The organism is Enterobacter sp. A8 (assembly GCF_004296595.1).
Taxonomy (GTDB): Bacteria; Pseudomonadota; Gammaproteobacteria; order Enterobacterales; family Enterobacteriaceae; genus Enterobacter; species Enterobacter cloacae.
In genome coordinates this window covers 1-17,113 of sequence record NZ_SCMF01000008.1, presented here as the reverse complement: position 1 = coordinate 17,113, position 17,113 = coordinate 1, and the positions used below count along the sequence as shown (strand labels likewise).

General features: G+C 55.2%; 13 protein-coding genes, 1 pseudogene and 1 riboswitch. Of the genes and pseudogenes, 9 read left to right on the top strand and 5 right to left on the bottom strand.

The annotated features are described in order from the left end of the window. Positions 1 to 2 precede the first annotated feature (2 nt). Positions 3 to 359 carry a PTS fructose-like transporter subunit IIB gene (locus EQV24_RS22170; RefSeq protein WP_130627064.1) on the top strand — a complete coding sequence of 119 codons (357 nt, stop codon included), beginning with the start codon at positions 3 to 5 and terminating at the stop codon, positions 357 to 359. Here EQV24_RS22170 and EQV24_RS22165 read toward each other — a convergent pair. The 3 genes and pseudogenes from EQV24_RS22165 to argE all read right to left on the bottom strand — a co-directional run bounded on the left by EQV24_RS22165 (position 346) and on the right by argE (position 5,350). Further along, positions 346 to 1,193: pseudogene (locus tag EQV24_RS22165) on the bottom strand (AraC family transcriptional regulator). The gene EQV24_RS22170 and the pseudogene EQV24_RS22165 sit on opposite strands and share 14 nt — an antisense overlap. A 94-nt stretch (positions 1,194 to 1,287) precedes the next feature. Then, entirely contained in the window at positions 1,288 to 3,939 is a 2,652-nt protein-coding gene (gene ppc / locus EQV24_RS22160; RefSeq protein ID WP_013099302.1) for a phosphoenolpyruvate carboxylase, read from the bottom strand. A 259-nt stretch (positions 3,940 to 4,198) separates the two neighbouring features. Beyond that, positions 4,199 to 5,350 carry an acetylornithine deacetylase gene (gene argE / locus EQV24_RS22155; protein WP_130627063.1) on the bottom strand — a complete coding sequence of 384 codons (1,152 nt, stop codon included), beginning with the start codon at positions 5,348 to 5,350 and terminating at the stop codon, positions 4,199 to 4,201. An 88-nt stretch (positions 5,351 to 5,438) separates the two neighbouring features. On the opposite strand from argE, the gene argC reads away from it, so the two are divergent. The 4 genes from argC (at position 5,439) to oxyR (ending at position 9,918) form a co-directional block, all read left to right on the top strand. Next, positions 5,439 to 6,443 carry an N-acetyl-gamma-glutamyl-phosphate reductase gene (gene argC, locus EQV24_RS22150; RefSeq protein ID WP_020686922.1) on the top strand — a complete coding sequence of 335 codons (1,005 nt, stop codon included), beginning with the start codon at positions 5,439 to 5,441 and terminating at the stop codon, positions 6,441 to 6,443. Positions 6,444 to 6,449: 6 nt separating this feature from the next. Continuing rightward, a complete protein-coding gene (argB, locus tag EQV24_RS22145; RefSeq protein ID WP_130627062.1) occupies positions 6,450 to 7,226 on the top strand; it encodes an acetylglutamate kinase in 777 nt (258 codons plus the stop codon). Between the two features lie 74 nt (positions 7,227 to 7,300). After that, positions 7,301 to 8,674 (top strand): argininosuccinate lyase, encoded by a 1,374-nt coding sequence (gene argH, locus EQV24_RS22140; protein WP_095428051.1) that lies wholly within the window; start codon positions 7,301 to 7,303, stop codon positions 8,672 to 8,674. 326 nt (positions 8,675 to 9,000) lie between these two features. Continuing rightward, complete coding sequence (oxyR, locus tag EQV24_RS22135) at positions 9,001 to 9,918, top strand: DNA-binding transcriptional regulator OxyR (RefSeq protein ID WP_014833742.1); 918 nt, start codon at positions 9,001 to 9,003, stop codon at positions 9,916 to 9,918. Here the strand turns inward: oxyR and sthA are convergent. After that, entirely contained in the window at positions 9,901 to 11,301 is a 1,401-nt protein-coding gene (gene sthA, locus EQV24_RS22130) for a Si-specific NAD(P)(+) transhydrogenase (protein WP_014833741.1), read from the bottom strand. The genes oxyR and sthA overlap by 18 nt on opposite strands. 196 nt (positions 11,302 to 11,497) lie before the next feature. Here sthA and fabR point away from each other — a divergent pair, with 196 nt between their 5' ends. Both fabR and EQV24_RS22120 read left to right on the top strand, forming a co-directional pair. Continuing rightward, positions 11,498 to 12,136: an HTH-type transcriptional repressor FabR gene (gene fabR / locus EQV24_RS22125; RefSeq protein ID WP_008501784.1), complete on the top strand. Its 639-nt coding sequence runs from the start codon at positions 11,498 to 11,500 to the stop codon at positions 12,134 to 12,136. 9 nt (positions 12,137 to 12,145) lie between these two features. After that, positions 12,146 to 12,505 (top strand): YijD family membrane protein, encoded by a 360-nt coding sequence (locus tag EQV24_RS22120; RefSeq protein ID WP_008501783.1) that lies wholly within the window; start codon positions 12,146 to 12,148, stop codon positions 12,503 to 12,505. 79 nt (positions 12,506 to 12,584) lie between these two features. Here the strand turns inward: EQV24_RS22120 and trmA are convergent, their stop codons facing one another. After that, positions 12,585 to 13,685, bottom strand: coding sequence for a tRNA (uridine(54)-C5)-methyltransferase TrmA (trmA, locus tag EQV24_RS22115; protein ID WP_040020274.1), 1,101 nt, complete (start codon positions 13,683 to 13,685; stop codon positions 12,585 to 12,587). A 104-nt stretch (positions 13,686 to 13,789) separates the two neighbouring features. After that, a riboswitch (cobalamin riboswitch) is annotated at positions 13,790 to 13,966 on the top strand. A 65-nt stretch (positions 13,967 to 14,031) separates the two neighbouring features. Here trmA and btuB point away from each other — a divergent pair. After that, complete coding sequence (gene btuB, locus EQV24_RS22110) at positions 14,032 to 15,885, top strand: TonB-dependent vitamin B12 receptor BtuB (protein WP_130627061.1); 1,854 nt, start codon at positions 14,032 to 14,034, stop codon at positions 15,883 to 15,885. Further along, positions 15,830 to 16,681, top strand: a complete 852-nt coding sequence (gene murI / locus EQV24_RS22105) for a glutamate racemase (RefSeq protein ID WP_130627060.1) — start codon at positions 15,830 to 15,832, stop codon at positions 16,679 to 16,681. Before btuB ends, murI begins: the two co-directional genes overlap by 56 nt. Positions 16,682 to 17,113: the final 432 nt, after the last annotated feature.

Genomic DNA, 17,113 nt, shown 5'->3' with positions numbered 1-17,113 from the left:
AAATGACAGTAATAGCAGGGCGTCATCTGGTGGCGGTAACCGCGTGCGTGAGCGGCGTGGCGCATACGTACATGGCCGCAGAACGGCTGGAGCGGATTTGCCAGCAGGAGAAATGGTCAGTGCGCATTGAGACGCAAGGGGCGTTAGGCATTGAAAGTGAGCTGACGGAGGACGATATCTGCCGCGCCGATGTCGTATTACTTATCACGGATATTGAGCTGGCGGGCAACGAACGCTTCGAATCCGCCCGCTATGTGAAATGCGGCATTAATGCTTTCCTGCGGGACCCGCAAAAGGTCATGGCAGCGGTACGAAAAATGGTATCCGCACCGCAGCATACGCAGGTCATTCTGGATTAGCCGCTTTTCCGATTAGCTGGCTGTGATACTGACGACGGTATTCCGACGGCGAGCGCTCCGTGTTTTTACGGAATAAACGGCAGAAATAGTTACTGTCGACAAAACCGCAGGCATGCGCCACTTCTTTTACCTTTAAGTCATACCCTTTCAGCAACTGACGCGCGTGCTCCAGCCGCGTGTGGGTCAGGTACTCATTAAAACCTACCGCGCCGGTTTTCTGAAAAAGATGCGATAAATAGTTCGGAGAGATGTAAAACGCCTGCGCTACGGATTCCCGGGTAAGCGGGGTCGCATAATGTTCATCGATATAAACGCGAATAGCTTCAAACAGCGCCTGACTTCGGGAGGCGGTCTGGATCTGGCTACCCAACAAATCGACGCAGTGGCTAAGCAGGCTGGCAACAATCATCGCGCTGTTTGCTGCTCGTGCGGCTGCATCTGCATTTCATGAAGCGTCTGTAACAGGAAGGATCCGATGCGTGGCCCCCGACGGGCGACGTGCTGTTTTGCAAGATTACGAGCATCCACGCCGTTCCAGTGTAAAAGACTAAATCCAAGCTGCTGTTTACCAAACAGGATGCTCAGCGTTGTCGCGGGCGTTTGCCATTGCGGATCGTTCCAGCCTCCCGCCGGAACGTATAAAACATCACCCTGCTGTAATACGCAAGCCGCCTGGTCTTTCACCGAGCCTTCGAGCACGATCTCCAGACGGGGGAAATCAACCTGCAGGGCGAGTTCGGGTGCGCAGAGGGCGGGGTTGGCGAAATGAACCTGACGTAGCGGCATCGTACCGCTAATCAGGTCAGTCAGGATGTGGGTAATATCATGCTGCATGGTGTAAATACCGAGGTATTGCCGGGTGGCGCTAACGCTTACCCGGCCTACCTGTCGTAGGCCCGGCAAGCGAAGCGCCGCCGGGCAGTGAGCATTAGCCGGTGTTACGCATACCCGCTGCAACGCCCGCAATCGTCACCATCAGCGCTTGTTCAACGCGTGGATCCGGATCTTTACCTTCCTCTTCCGCCAGACGCGAACGGTGCAGCAGCTCCGCCTGCAGGACGTTCAGTGGGTCGGTATAGATGTTACGCAGCTGGATAGACTCGGCAATCCACGGCAGATCGGCCATAAGATGGGAGTCGTTGGCGATATCCAGCACCACTTTGATGTCGCCTTCCAGCAGTTCGCGCAGCTCTTTACCCAGCGCCCACAGCTCTGGTTTCACCAGGCGCTGATCGTAGTATTCCGCCAGCCACAGGTCAGCTTTCGAGAAGACCATCTCCAGCATACCCAGACGGGTAGAGAAGAATGGCCAGTCGCGGCACATGGTTTCCAGTTCGTTCTGTTTGCCATCTTCAACCACCTTCTGCAGCGCCGCACCGGCACCCAGCCAGGCTGGCAGCATCAGACGGTTCTGCGTCCAGGCGAAGATCCACGGGATTGCACGCAGAGACTCCACGCCGCCGGTCGGACGACGCTTAGCCGGACGTGAACCCAGCGGCAGTTTGCCCAGCTCCTGCTCTGGCGTAGCAGAGCGGAAGTAAGGTACGAAATCTTTGTTTTCACGCACGTAGCCGCGGTACAGGTCGCACGAGATGTCAGACAGCTCATCCATAATGCGACACCAGGATTCTTTCGGCTCCGGCGGTGGCAGCAGGTTTGCTTCGAGAATCGCACTGGTATAGAGCGACAGGCTGCTGATGGTCACTTCCGGCAGGCCGTATTTGAAGCGGATCATCTCGCCCTGTTCGGTCACGCGCAGGCCGCCTTTCAGGCTTCCCGGCGGCTGAGAGAGCAGCGCCGCGTGCGCAGGCGCACCGCCACGGCCAATGGAGCCACCGCGACCGTGGAACAGCGTCAGCTCAATACCGGCTTTCTCGCAAGTTTTGATCAGCGCGTCCTGCGCCTGATACTGCGCCCAGGATGCCGCCATCACGCCCGCATCTTTTGCAGAGTCGGAATAGCCGATCATCACCATCTGTTTGCCCTGAATAAAGCCGCGATACCAGTCGATGTTCAGCAGCTGGGTCATTACATCATTGGCGTTGTTCAGGTCGTCGAGGGTTTCAAACAGCGGGGCGACCGGCAGGGCATAGTCGATACCGGCTTCTTTCAGCAGCAGGTGAACGGCCAGCACGTCGGACGGGGTTTTCGCCATCGAGATCACATAGGCGGCGACCGATCCTTTTGGCGCATCCACGATCGCTTTACAGGTGTTGAGCACTTCGCGGGTTTCGTTGCTTGGCTCCCAGTTGCGCGGCAGCAGAGGTCGCTTGGAGTTCAGCTCGCGGATCAGGAAGGCCTGTTTGTCGGCTTCAGACCAGCTTTCGTAGTCGCCAATGCCAAGATAACGGGTCAGTTCGCCCAGCGCTTCGGTATGGCGGGTGCTCTCCTGACGCACGTCGATACGCACCAGCGGCACGCCAAAACACTTCACGCGGCGCAGGGTGTCGAGTAGTTCGCCATTGGCGATGATGCCCATCCCGCAGGCCTGTAGTGATTTATAGCAAGCGTATAGCGGTTCCCAGAGCTGTTCGTTCTGGCTCAGCAGACCTTCCGGCTTCGGCAGGCGCTGGCCTTTCAGGCGTGCTTCCAGCCAGGCTTGGGTCGCCATCAGCTGGCTGCGCAGTTTTTTCATCAGGAAACGATACGGCTCGCTGGCACCTTCTTCACCGGCCAGCGCGCGCAGTTCTGGCGTTGCTTCCACCATCGACAGCTCGGAGATCAGCACCTGAATGTCTTTCAGGAACAGATCGGTGGCTTTCCAGCGGCTCAGCAGCAGCACGTGGCGGGTGATTTCTGCCGTCACGTTCGGGTTACCGTCGCGGTCACCGCCCATCCAGGAGGTAAAGCGTACCGGGACAAAATCTACTGGCAGGCGGTAGCCCAGGTTTGCTTCCAGCTGTTCGTTCAGCTCACGCAGGTAGTTCGGCACCCCTTCCCACAGGCTATTTTCTACCACCGCAAAGCCCCATTTGGCCTCGTCTACCGGGCTTGGGCGATGCTTACGAATTTCATCGGTGTGCCAGGACTGCGCAATCAGCTGGCGCAGACGGCGCATAAGCTGGTTACGTTCGTAGTCGGCAATGTCTTTGTTATCCAACTGCTTCAGACAGTTGTTCACTTCGACCATTTTGTGGATCAGGGTACGACGGGTGATTTCGGTTGGGTGGGCAGTCAGCACCAGCTCCAGCGAAAGGGACTCCACCGCTTTTTTAATGGTGGCTTCGTTGAGGTTTGGCTGGTCTTTGAGTTTACGAAGCGTACGGGCAATGACTTCCGGGTTGCTGGCAGCTTCGCCGTTTGGCGAAATGCTATGGTATTGCTCAGCCGTGTTTGCCAGGTTCAGGAACTGGCTGAATGCGCGTGCAACGGGCAGCAGCTCATCGTTAGAGAGGTTCTGCAAGGTGGTGAGCAGCTCCTGACGACTCGCTTCGTTACCGGCACGGGAAGATTTAGACAGCTTGCGGATGGTTTCAACGCGGTCGAGGATGTTTTCCCCCAACGCATCTTTGATGGTATCTCCAAGCACTTTGCCGAGCATACTGACATTACTACGCAACGCGGAATATTGTTCGTTCATAAAAACCCAGTCACCCCATCATTTTTGTTTATGCCCATGCGAAAATCTTCTGGACATTATTTTGTCATCTCCCTTTATAAAGCCACGTAAAACCCCCGTCGTCAATTGCTGCGAAAACGGTTCAGCAAACGAATAAATGCGGGCAATTTACGAAATTTAATTCGCATTGCGTCAGATAAGAGATGCTTATGGGAATGTGACGGAGATCGCGGGATTTGTTGCCCTCTCCCACCGGGAGAGGGGACTAATCGGTGCGGTTTTAATGCCAGCAGAAGTGATGCACGACCTGGGTAATCAGTTCGCGGGTGGGCTTGATGAAGCAGGTTTCCAGGTATTCATCCGGCTGGTGCGCCTGGTTGATGGAGCCTGGGCCAAGTACCAGCGTCGGGCACAGCGTCTGAATAAACGGCGCTTCGGTGCAGTAGTTCACCACGTCGGTTTTCTCGCCGAGCAGTTTTTCCACCACTTCAACCAGCTGATGATCCGGTGGACATTCATAACCCGGGATCGGTGGATGCAGTTCAGACACCGTCAGGCGGCCAGGCCAGCGTTCACTCACCGGGGCCAGCGCTTCGGTCAGCAAGCCGTCGAGATCGCTTAGCGTCATGCCCGGCAGCGGACGGATATCCATGTGCAGCTCACAGCAAGCGCAGATACGGTTAGAGGCATCGCCACCGTGCAGGCTCCCGAGGTTCAGCGTCGGATACGGCACGGTGAAGGCGTCGTAGTGATACCGCTCTTTCAGTTCGTCGCGCAGAGTCATGATGCGGCCGATGGCGTCGTGCATCAGTTCAATGGCGTTCACGCCACGCGCCGGATCGCTGGAGTGGCCAGACTGGCCCATCACGCGCACTGCCGTGGAAATATGGCCTTTATGCGCACGGATCGGTTGTAATGACGTTGGCTCACCGATGATGGCGCAATCCGGGCGAATCGATGTGTTTTCTGAGAAGTAACGCGCCCCCGCCATGCTGGTCTCTTCATCGGCGGTCGCCAGAATGTAGAGCGGCTTTTTCAGTTTTGTCACGTCCACGTCACGCAGCGCGTCAAGGATAAAAGCGAAGAAGCCTTTCATGTCGGCGGTGCCAAGGCCGTAAAGCTTGTTGTCATGCTCGGTCAGGGTAAACGGGTCGCGGGTCCAGCGGCCATCGTCAAACGGCACCGTGTCGGTATGACCGGCCAGCAGCAGTCCGCCTGCGCCGTGTCCGGTACTGGCGAGCAGGTTAAATTTATGGCGTGTTCCGGGAACAGGCTGAACCTCAACGTTAAAGCCAAGATCGCTAAACCAACCCGCCAGCAGATTGATTAAAGACTCATTGCTCTGATCCAGCGCTTCTTCGGTCGCGCTGATGGAGGGTGTGGCAATCAGGGCGCGGTAAATCTCGATAAATGGCGGTAAGTTCATTTTCATTGTTGACACACCTTAGGTCGTGATAGTATCAATATTCATGCAATAAATGTGAATAAAAATACATTAACGTTGAGCATAAAGGAACCCGATGTTGAATACGCTGATTGTAGGCGCTAGCGGTTATGCGGGCGCAGAGCTTGTAAGCTACGTGAATCGCCATCCACATATGACCATAACCGCTTTGACCGTGTCAGCGCAAAGCAATGATGCAGGAAAGTTAATTTCCGATTTGCATCCGTGGCTTAAGGGCATTGTCGATTTGCCACTGCAGCCAATGTCTGACATCAGCGAGTTCACTGACGGCGTCGACGTGGTGTTTTTGGCCACCGCGCACGAGGTCAGTCACGACCTGGCGCCGCAATTCCTGGCGGCCGGTTGCGTGGTGTTCGACCTCTCCGGCGCGTTCCGTGTTAACGACGGCGCGTTCTACGAAAAATATTATGGCTTTACCCATCAGCACCCGGACCTGCTTGCAAAAGCCGTGTATGGGCTGGCGGAGTGGAGCGCAGACAAGCTGAAAGAAGCGGATCTGATTGCCGTGCCGGGCTGCTACCCGACGGCCGCACAGCTTTCTCTGAAGCCGCTGATCGACGCAGACCTGCTGGATCTGAACCAGTGGCCGGTGATCAACGCCACCAGTGGTGTCAGCGGTGCCGGACGCAAGGCTGCTATTTCTAACAGCTTCTGTGAAGTCAGCCTGCAGCCGTATGGCGTGTTTAATCACCGCCATCATCCGGAAATCACTACCCATCTGGGGGCCAATGTCATCTTTACACCGCACCTGGGCAGCTTCCCGCGTGGGATCCTCGAAACCATTACCTGCCGCCTGAAACCGGGCGTGACCAAAGACCAGGTGAGCGAGGCCTTTACTCAGGCGTATGCGGATAAACCGCTGGTGCGTCTCTACGACAAAGGCGTGCCCGCGCTGAAAAACGTGGTTGGCCTGCCGTTCTGTGACATCGGCTATGCCGTCCAGGGCGAGCATCTGATCGTGGTGGCAGCAGAAGATAACTTACTCAAAGGCGCTGCCGCTCAGGCAATGCAGTGTGCAAATATTCGTTTCGGTTTCCCGGAAACGCAGGCTCTTATTTAAGGTGTGATGATGAACCCATTAATTATCAAACTCGGTGGTGTACTGCTGGACAGCGAAGAAGCGCTGGAGCGTCTGTTTACCGCGCTGGTTAACTATCGCGAATCACACCAGCGTCCGCTGGTGATTGTGCACGGCGGCGGCTGCGTGGTGGATGAGCTGATGAAAGGGCTCAACCTGACGGTGAAAAAGAAAAACGGCCTGCGCGTGACGCCTGCCGACCAGATTGACATCATCACCGGTGCGCTGGCAGGTACGGCGAATAAGACTCTGTTGTCTTGGGCGAAGAAACACCACATTGCCTCCGTTGGCCTCTATCTGGGCGACGGTGACAGCGTAAAAGTGACCCAGCTCGATGAAGAACTCGGCCACGTTGGACTGGCGCAGCCAGGTTCGCCTAAGCTGATTAACACGCTGCTGGAAGGCGGTTTCCTGCCGGTGGTGAGCTCTATCGGGGTGACCGAAGAGGGTGAGCTGATGAACGTGAATGCGGACCAGGCGGCGACGGCACTGGCGGCAACGCTGGGCGCGGACCTGATCCTGCTCTCCGATGTGAGCGGTATTCTGGACGGCAAAGGCCAGCGCATTGCGGAAATGACCGCGGCAAAAGCCGAACAGCTGATCGCCCAGGGCATTATTACCGACGGGATGATCGTCAAAGTGAATGCCGCGCTGGATGCCGCCCGTACGCTCGGTCGCCCGGTGGATATCGCCTCCTGGCGTCACGCGGAGCAGCTTCCGGCGCTGTTTAACGGCACGCCAATTGGCACGCGTATTTTAGCGTAAGTTATTAATGAATGACCGTAGGCCGGGTAAGCGCAGCGCCACCCGGCGGAACTAACGAATAAAGGAACGATGTTATGGCACTTTGGGGTGGGCGTTTTACACAGGCAGCGGATCAACGGTTCAAACAGTTCAACGACTCTTTGCGCTTCGACTACCGCCTGGCCGAACAGGATATCGTCGGCTCTGTGGCCTGGTCCAAAGCGCTGGTGACGGTGGGCGTGCTGACCGCAGAGGAGCAGCAGCAGCTGGAAGAGGCGCTCAATAATCTGCTGGAAGAAGTGCGTCTGGATCCGCAGCAAATTCTCCAGAGCGATGCCGAAGATATTCACAGCTGGGTAGAAGGCAAACTGATCGACAAAGTTGGCCAGCTGGGTAAAAAGCTGCACACCGGCCGTAGCCGTAACGACCAGGTCGCGACCGATCTAAAGCTGTGGTGTAAAGATACCGTCGCGGAGCTGCTGGCGGCTAACCGTCAGCTGCAGAGCGCTCTGGTAGACACGGCGCAGAACAACCAGGACGCGGTGATGCCGGGTTATACCCATTTGCAGCGCGCGCAGCCGGTGACCTTTGCGCACTGGTGTCTGGCCTATGTCGAGATGCTGGCGCGTGACGAAAGCCGCCTGCAGGATACCCTGAAGCGCCTGGACGTCAGCCCGCTGGGCAGCGGTGCGCTGGCGGGTACGGCATATGAAATTGACCGCGAGCAGCTGGCAGGCTGGCTGGGCTTTGCGTCTGCCACCCGTAACAGTCTGGACAGCGTCTCTGACCGTGACCACGTGCTGGAACTGCTGTCGAATGCTTCTATCGGGATGGTCCACCTGTCACGCTTTGCCGAAGACCTGATCTTCTTTAACTCTGGCGAAGCCGGATTTGTGGAGTTGTCTGACCGTGTGACGTCCGGCTCTTCCCTGATGCCGCAGAAGAAAAACCCGGATGCGCTGGAGCTGATCCGCGGGAAGTGTGGCCGCGTACAGGGCGCACTGACCGGCATGATGATGACCCTGAAAGGGCTGCCGCTGGCGTACAACAAAGATATGCAGGAAGACAAAGAAGGGCTGTTCGACGCGCTCGACACCTGGCTGGACTGCCTGCATATGGGTGCGCTGGTGCTGGACGGCATTCAGGTGAAACGTTCTCGTTGTCAGGAAGCGGCGCAGCAGGGTTATGCAAACGCGACCGAACTGGCGGATTACCTGGTGGCGAAAGGCGTACCGTTCCGTGAAGCGCACCACATTGTGGGCGAAGCGGTAGTGGAAGCGATTCGTCAGGGGAAACCGCTGGAAGAGCTGGCGCTTGCCGACCTGCAGAAATTCAGTGCGGTTATTGGGGAGGATGTGTACCCGATTCTCTCGTTGCAGTCATGCCTGGATAAGCGTGCGGCGAAAGGCGGTGTGTCGCCGAAGCAGGTAGCGCAGGCGATTGCGGACGCAAAAAACCGGTTGGTTTGATTTGTGCGGGCTGGTGCCCTCACCCCGGCCCTCTCCCACAGGGAGAGGGAGCAAACCCTAAAAATGGCAACTTCGGTTGCCATTTTGCTTTTACCCCCGGGCTTTTTTACGCAAAAAAAAGCGGACCACGGGGTCCGCAAAAGTTCACGTTGGCTTTAGTTGTTCGAGTTTTGAGAGAAACTCGCTGACGGTGCGGGGACGTCAAGGGTCAAACACGTGCCGCCTCGTCTATGTGGTGTATTATTCAACAGAATGCTTGATAGGGATAATCGTTCGTTGCTATGCTATCTATCGCCATGAACTATCGTGGCGACGGAGGATGAATAATGAATATTCGTGATCTTGAATACCTGGTAGCGTTAGCCGAGCATCGCCACTTTCGCCGTGCGGCAGATTCCTGCCACGTCAGCCAGCCTACGCTGAGCGGTCAGATCCGCAAGCTGGAAGATGAGCTGGGCGTGATGCTGCTGGAGCGCACCAGTCGTAAAGTGCTGTTCACTCAGGCGGGTTTGCTGCTGGTGGATCAGGCGCGCACCGTGCTGCGCGAGGTCAAAGTGCTCAAGGAAATGGCAAGTCAGCAAGGGGAGACCATGTCCGGCCCGCTGCATATTGGCCTGATCCCAACCGTTGGTCCGTACCTTCTGCCGCACATCATTCCGATGCTGCACCAGACGTTCCCGAAACTCGAAATGTATCTGCATGAAGCGCAAACCCATCAGCTGCTGGCACAGTTAGATAGCGGCAAGCTCGACTGCGCCATTCTGGCGCTGGTAAAAGAGAGCGAAGCCTTTATCGAAGTGCCGCTGTTTGACGAGCCGATGATGCTGGCGATCTACGAAGATCACCCGTGGGCGAACCGCGATCGTGTGCCGATGGCCGATCTGGCCGGTGAAAAGCTGCTGATGCTGGAAGACGGTCACTGCCTGCGCGATCAGGCGATGGGCTTCTGTTTTGAAGCGGGAGCGGATGAAGATACCCATTTCCGCGCAACCAGCCTGGAAACGCTGCGTAATATGGTGGCGGCGGGAAGTGGTATTACGTTGCTGCCTGCGCTGGCCGTGCCGCGCGAGCGTAAACGTGACGGTGTGGTTTACCTGCCGTGCATTAAACCAGAGCCACGTCGTACTATAGGTCTGGTTTATCGTCCGGGGTCACCGCTGCGCAGCCGCTATGAGCAGCTGGCAGAGGCCATCCGTGGTGCGATGGATGGCCATTTTGACAACGCGTTAAAACAGGCGGTTTAAACCGTTCAGCGCGGCGACCCGATAGGCTTCCGCCATGGTCGGGTAGTTAAAGGTGGTGTTAACGAAGTATTCAATGGTGTTACCGCCACCTTTTTGCTCCATTATCGCCTGGCCGATATGAATGATTTCCGCCGCGCGTTCACCAAAGCAGTGAATACCGAGGATCTCTTTCGTCTCACGATGGAACAGGATCTTCAGCGTTCCCACGCTCATGCCAACAATTTGTGCCCGTGCCAGATGTTTAAACTGGGCGCGACCCACCTCGTAAGGCACCTTCATGGAGGTCAGCTGCTGCTCGGTTTTCCCTACGGAGCTGATTTCCGGAATGGTGTAAATCCCCGTTGGAATGTCTTCGATCAGATGCGCCGTCGCTTCGCCTTTTACCAGCGCCTGCGCAGCAATGCGCCCCTGGTCATAGGCCGCGGAAGCGAGGCTCGGGTAACCAATCACGTCACCGACCGCGTAAACGTGCGGCAGGGCAGTCTGGTACATGCTGTTAACCTTCAACTGACCACGGCTGTCCGTTTCCAGACCGATGTTTTCCAGCGCCAGTGAATCGGTGTTACCGGTACGGCCGTTAGCATACAGCAGGCAGTCGGCTTTCAGCTTTTTGCCAGACTTCAGATGCATGATCACGCCGTCGTCGCAGCCTTCGATCTTCTCGTACTCTTCGTTGTGGCGAATCACCACACCGCTGTTCCAGAAGTGGTAGGAGAGCGAGTCTGACATCTCCTGATCCAGGAAAGCCAGCAGGCGGTCGCGCGTGTTAATCAGATCAACTTTGACATCCATTCCGCGGAAGATAGACGCATATTCACACCCGATCACCCCCGCGCCATAGATAATCACATGGCGAGGTTCATGGTGCAGGCTGAGGATGGAATCGCTGTCGTAAATGCGTGGGTGTGAGAAATCCACGTCTGCCGGATGATACGGGCGGGAACCACAGGCGATAACAAATTTTTCAGCGGTGAGGGTTTCAACCGAACCGTCGTGACACTCCAGCGCCAGCGTATGTTCATCCACAAAATGCGCGTTACCCTGAAGTATTTCGCAGTGATTACGCTCGTAAAAACCCTGACGCATGCGTGTCTGCTGGTTAATAACGGTATCTGCGTGATTCAGGATATCGGCAAAAGAGGAACGAAGAAGTCGGGAGTGGTCGCTGTAAAGAGGGTTCTGGTTAAATTCAATAATGCGGCTAACGGCGTGGCGGAGGGCTTTGGAAGGGATGGTGCCCCAGTGGGTGCAACCGCCGCCAACATTATGGTAGCGCTCAATGACCGCTACTCTGGCTCCCTGTTTTACCAGACCCATAGCAGCGCCTTCGCCGCCGGGGCCGGAACCAATAACTATTGCGTCGTAATCGTAGGAATGTGGCATGGCAAGGCTTACCTGTTCTTATACATAAAAGCAACAGAATCATAACATCATTGCCAGGGTAACCCAATTATCGTTGTGCTTTTTTCCGGCAGTGGAGCACAAAGCGCGCGTAAACAATCATTCACAAAGCCAGGTAAACAGATTAATTTTATTCTCTGGTATAGTGCCATCAGACCTTTGGAAGGATTCAACTATCGTGATGGGCGTAAGAGCACAACAAAAAGAGAAAACCCGGCGTTCGCTGGTGGAAGCGGCATTCAGTCAACTGAGTGCTGAGCGGAGTTTTGCCAGTTTGAGCCTGCGTGAAGTCGCACGCGAGGCCGGGATTGCGCCAACGTCCTTCTATCGCCATTTCCGTGATGTGGATGAACTGGGTCTGACCATGGTCGACGAGAGTGGGCTCATGCTGCGCCAGTTGATGCGCCAGGCGCGGCAGCGTATTGCGAAAGGCGGTAGCGTTATCCGTACCTCCGTGTCGACCTTTATGGAATTTATCGGCAATAACCCCAACGCGTTTCGCCTGTTGCTGCGCGAGCGTTCAGGGACGTCAGCGGCATTTCGTGCCGCTGTCGCGCGTGAAATTCAGCATTTCATTGCGGAACTTGCCGACTATCTTGAACTCGAAAACCATATGCCGCGTGCGTTCACCGAAGCACAGGCTGAAGCAATGGTGACGATTGTTTTCAGTGCAGGTGCCGAAGCGCTGGATGTCAGCATTGAACAACGTAAGCAACTCGAAGAGCGACTGGTATTGCAGCTCAGGATGATTTCCAAAGGAGCGTACTACTGGTATCGCCGTGAACAAGAGAAACTGGCACATCAAACCGAAGAGTGAAGGTGAGTAATGAAACAGTCAGGTCAGGATAAAGGGACGCTGTTGCTGGCATTGATCGCTGGCTTATCCATTAATGGTACGTTTGCCGCTATTTTTAGCTCCATCGTACCCTTCTCGATTTTCCCGCTTATCGCCCTGGTGCTGACGGTTTACTGCCTGCACCAGCGTTATCTGAACCGCACCATGCCGGTGGGGTTACCGGGTCTGGCCGCTGCCTGCTTTATTCTGGGTGTGTTGCTGTACAGCACGGTGGTGCGCGCAGAGTACCCGGATATCGGCTCTAACTTCTTCCCTGCTGTTCTGTCTGTGGCGCTGGTGTTCTGGATTGGCTCTCGCATGCGCAGCCGCAAGAGCCAGTTGCCAGAGTAAGGAATTATTTGTAGGGCAGGTAAGCGAAGCGCCACCTGCCAAAAACGCCGGATGGCGCTACGCTTATCCGGCCTACAGATCACCGTGCGGTAAGTAAAACACCGCACTCCATATGGTGCGTATACGGGAATTGATCGAACAGCGCCAGACGTTCAACCTTGTGCGTCTGGCTTAATGTTTCCAGGTTTTTGCACAGCGTTTCCGGGTTACAGGAAATGTACAAAATACGCGGGTATGCCTGCACCATCTTCTCGGTTTCGCTGTCCAGGCCACTGCGCGGCGGATCGACAAAAATCGTCTCGCACTGATAGCTCTTCAGATCGATCCCCTCAAGACGGTTAAATTCGCGCACGCCGTTCATGGCCTGCGTAAACTCTTCTGCTGCCATACGAATAATCTGCACGTTGTCGATATGGTTGGCGGCAATGTTGTACTGCGCGGCCGCAACGGACGGTTTGGCAATTTCCGTTGCCAGTACGCGCTCGAAATTGCGCGCCAGTGCCAGCGAGAAGTTGCCATTCCCACAGTACAGCTCAAGCAGATCCCCCTTTGACCCTTCGGTCGCTTTCAGCGCCCACTCCAGCATTTGCACGTTCATCGCCGCGTTAGGTTGGGTGAAGCTGTTCTCTACCTGACGGTAAACCATCTCTTTTCCTGCCACCGACAGGCGCTCATCGATGTAATCCTGATCCAGCATGATTTTGGTTTTTGTCGCGCGGCCAATCAGGTGAACGTTGATGTTTTGCGCCCGCAGCGCATCGCGCAGCGCTTCTGCCTGCTCGCGCCACTCGTCGTTAAGCGCCTTGTGGTACAGCAGAGAGACAATGGCCTGATTGCTTTGGGTGGTCAGGTAGTCAATCTGGAACAGCTTATGGCGCAGCACCGGGTTGTTGCGCACACCGTCAATCATCAGAGTCATGAGCTGGTTAATCAGCTCACTCGCCGCCGGGAAGCTGTTAACCCGGATACGGGATTTAGTCTGCTGATCGAAAATGATGTGATACAGGTCGTCGCCATCGTGCCAGATGCGGAACTCGGCGCGCATACGGTAGTGGCTGACGGGCGAACGGAACACCTCAGGAACGGGCGCGTTGAAAGGCGTCATCATACTTTGCAGGCGGACAACTTTCTCTGCCAGCTGTGCGTCGTACTGTTCTGTCGGGAGGTGTTCGGGGGTCATGATGCGTCCTGAGTGATAAAGAATTACGCGGGGATTGTAGGGATTGTGCAGTGGATGTCCAGATTTAATGGCTAATAGCTATCTGGACATCTATACGTGTCTAATTGTAGCATTCTGTTTCCGGTCTCCTGAGAGTGAAAAGGGAATCCAGTGTAAATCTGGAGCTGACGCGCAGCGGTAAAGACTGGCGGGATGAGAGTTGCAGACACTGTGAAAATGGGAAGTCTTCATCCACAAAACGCCACCCAGCCCGAAGACCTGCCGGGATCACGTCGCATTTGGTTTCATCATCGCGTGCTATAGATGAGGCCTGCGGCATCCTTCTTATATTGTGGATGCTTTAACAATGATTAAAAAAGTATCGCTGTTAACGGCGTTGTCCGTTACGGCATTTTCGGGCTGGGCGCAGGATAGCGCTGACTCGTTGGTGGTGACAGCAAATCGTTTTGAACAACCGGCAAAAACAGTTCTGGCACCGACGTCCGTGGTGACGCGTGAAGATATTGAGCGCTGGCAGGCAAAGAGCGTTGTGGAGATTATGTCACGTCTGCCGGGCGTAGATATCGCGCAAAGCGGTGGCCTGGGTGCCACCTCTTCTACCTTTATTCGCGGCACTGAATCCCGTCATGTTCTGGTCCTGATTGACGGTGTACCGTTGAACAGCGCCGGGATTAGCAACGTTCCCGATCTGAGCCAAATCCCAACCTCGCTGATTCAGCGAATCGAATACGTCCGTGGCCCGCGTTCTGCGCTGTATGGCTCCGACGCGATTGGCGGCGTGATTAATATCATCACCGGGCGTGATAAGCCGGGTGCGGAAATCTCAGCGGGCGCCGGCTCTAAGGGCTACCAGACCTATGATGGCGCTTTCCAGCAGGTGCTGAATAAAACCAAAATCACTATGGCGGGTAACTACACCTATACCCGCGGCTTTGATATTGCTGCCCAGGATGCGCCGCGCCAGCCTGACCGCGATGGTTTTATGAGTAAATCGCTGTACGGCTCCGTGGAACAGCAAATTACCGACAGCGTGAGCGGGTTCTTCCGTGGCTTTGGTTATGACAACCGCACCGCGTATGACGGTTACGATCATTACGACGCCAATTTTATGGTGGATGGACGACCTGATACTCGCCAGCTTTACAGCCAGAACTGGGATACCGGTTTGCGTTACAGCCAGGGGATTTTCCAGTCACAGCTGGTGGCGGGTTACGGCCGCAGTAAAGATCAGAACTATGATCCGAAGAAAGGGCGCTACGCTGATTCCGCAACCATGGATGACGTGAAGCAGTACACCACCCAATGGCTCAACACTATAGAAGTTGGCCATGGCAATATCGGCGCAGGCCTGGACTGGCAAAAGCAGAAGACGCAGGCCGGGACCGGTTACCTGGAAAAAGGTTACGAGCAACGTAATACCGGCGTGTTCGCGTCTGCGATGCAGCAGTTCAACAGCGTGACGCTGGAAGCGGCGGCGCGTAATGACGACAACTCCAACTTTGGCAACCATGGCACGTGGCAAACCAGCGCAGCGTGGGAGTTTGTGGATGGTTATCGCGTGATTGCCTCCTACGGCACCGCTTTTAAAGCACCGACGATGAGCCAGATCCACAGCGCTTCTTACGGCAATCCGGACCTTAAACCGGAGGAGAGTAAACAGTGGGAAGGGGGCTTTGAAGGCCTGACGGGACCGGTCAACTGGCGTATCACCGGTTATCGTAATGATATTGATAACCTGATCAGCAGCGATCCGCATACGTATCGGTACTACAACGTTGACGAAGCGCGTATTAAAGGTGTGGAAGCGACGGCACAGTTCGAAACTGGACCGGTTGGACATCAGATCTCCTATGATTATGTTGACCCGCGTAACGCCAAAACTCATGAAGTGCTGGCCCGCCGTTCTAAGCAGCAGGTTAAGTATCAACTTGACTGGCAGGTATGGGATCTCGACTGGAACCTCGCTTACCGTTACCTCGGCACCCGCTATGATGTCGCAATCGATCCAGACACGTATGCGTCAGAACGCGTGAAAATGGGCGGGGTAAGCCTGTGGGATGTCGCAGTTTCATATCCTGTCACCTCTCACCTTACAGTTCGTGGTAAAATAGCCAACCTGTTCGATAAAGATTACGAGACAGTTTATGGCTACCAAACTGCAGGACGGGAATACACCTTGTCTGGCAGCTACACCTTCTAATCCGCGTCCCACCGTGCTGGTATTTGATTCCGGCGTCGGTGGGCTTTCGGTCTATGATGAGATTCGGCATCTCCTGCCGGATCTCCATTATATCTACGCCTTCGATAACGTCGCTTTCCCTTATGGGGAGAAGAGCGAGGACTTTATTGTTGAGCGTGTCGTTGAAATCGTCACCGCGGTACAGCAGCGTTATCCTCTGGCGCTGGCGGTCATCGCCTGTAATACGGCAAGCACGGTATCGCTGCCAGCCTTGCGCGCAAAATTTCAGTTCCCGGTTGTGGGCGTGGTTCCCGCAATAAAGCCTGCTGCGCGCCTGACTGCGAATGGTATTGTGGGTCTGCTGGCTACGCGCGGCACGGTGAAGCGTCCTTATACGCGTGAATTGATCGATCGTTTTGCCAATGAATGTCAGATCGCGATGCTCGGTTCGGCAGAGCTGGTGGAGATGGCTGAAGCGAAGCTGCATGGCAAGACGGTGCCACTTGAGGAGCTGCGTCGTATTCTTCGCCCGTGGCTGCGTATGCCGGAACCGCCGGATACCGTCGTACTGGGCTGCACTCATTTCCCGCTCTTACAGGAAGAATTGTTAGAAGTACTGCCGGAGGGGACGCGTCTGGTGGATTCCGGTGCGGCTATTGCCCGTCGTACTGCCTGGCTGCTGGAACATGAAGCGCCGGATGCCAAATCTGCCGATGCGAATATCGCTTTTTGTATGGCATTAACAAACGAGACTGAACAACTTTTACCCGTTTTACGCCGTTATGGATTTGAAAAGCTCGAAAAACTCGCGCTGTAGCACGGTTTTGAGCAAAAAAGAGACGGTTGAACGTTTTTTTTTAAAGAGGGGTTGTCAACGTCTGAGAACTCCCTATAATGCGCCTCCACTGACACGGAACAACGGCTTGCAAGCCGCCGGGTTAGCGGGGTTCAGAGATGAATGCCGGCAGAGAAAAGTGAAAATAATCACTTGACTCTGAATGAGGAAAACGTATTATACGGGACCTCGCAACGGTGAGCGAAAGCCGCGTTGCACTGCTCTTTAACAATTTATCAGACAATCTGTGTGGGCACTCAAAGTGACATGGATTCTTAACGTCGCAAGACGAAAAATGAATACCAAGTCTCAACGAGTGAACACGTAATTCATTACGAAGTTTAATTCATTGAGCATCAAACTTTTAAATTGAAGAGTTTGATCATGGCTCAGATTGAACGCTGGCGGCAGGCC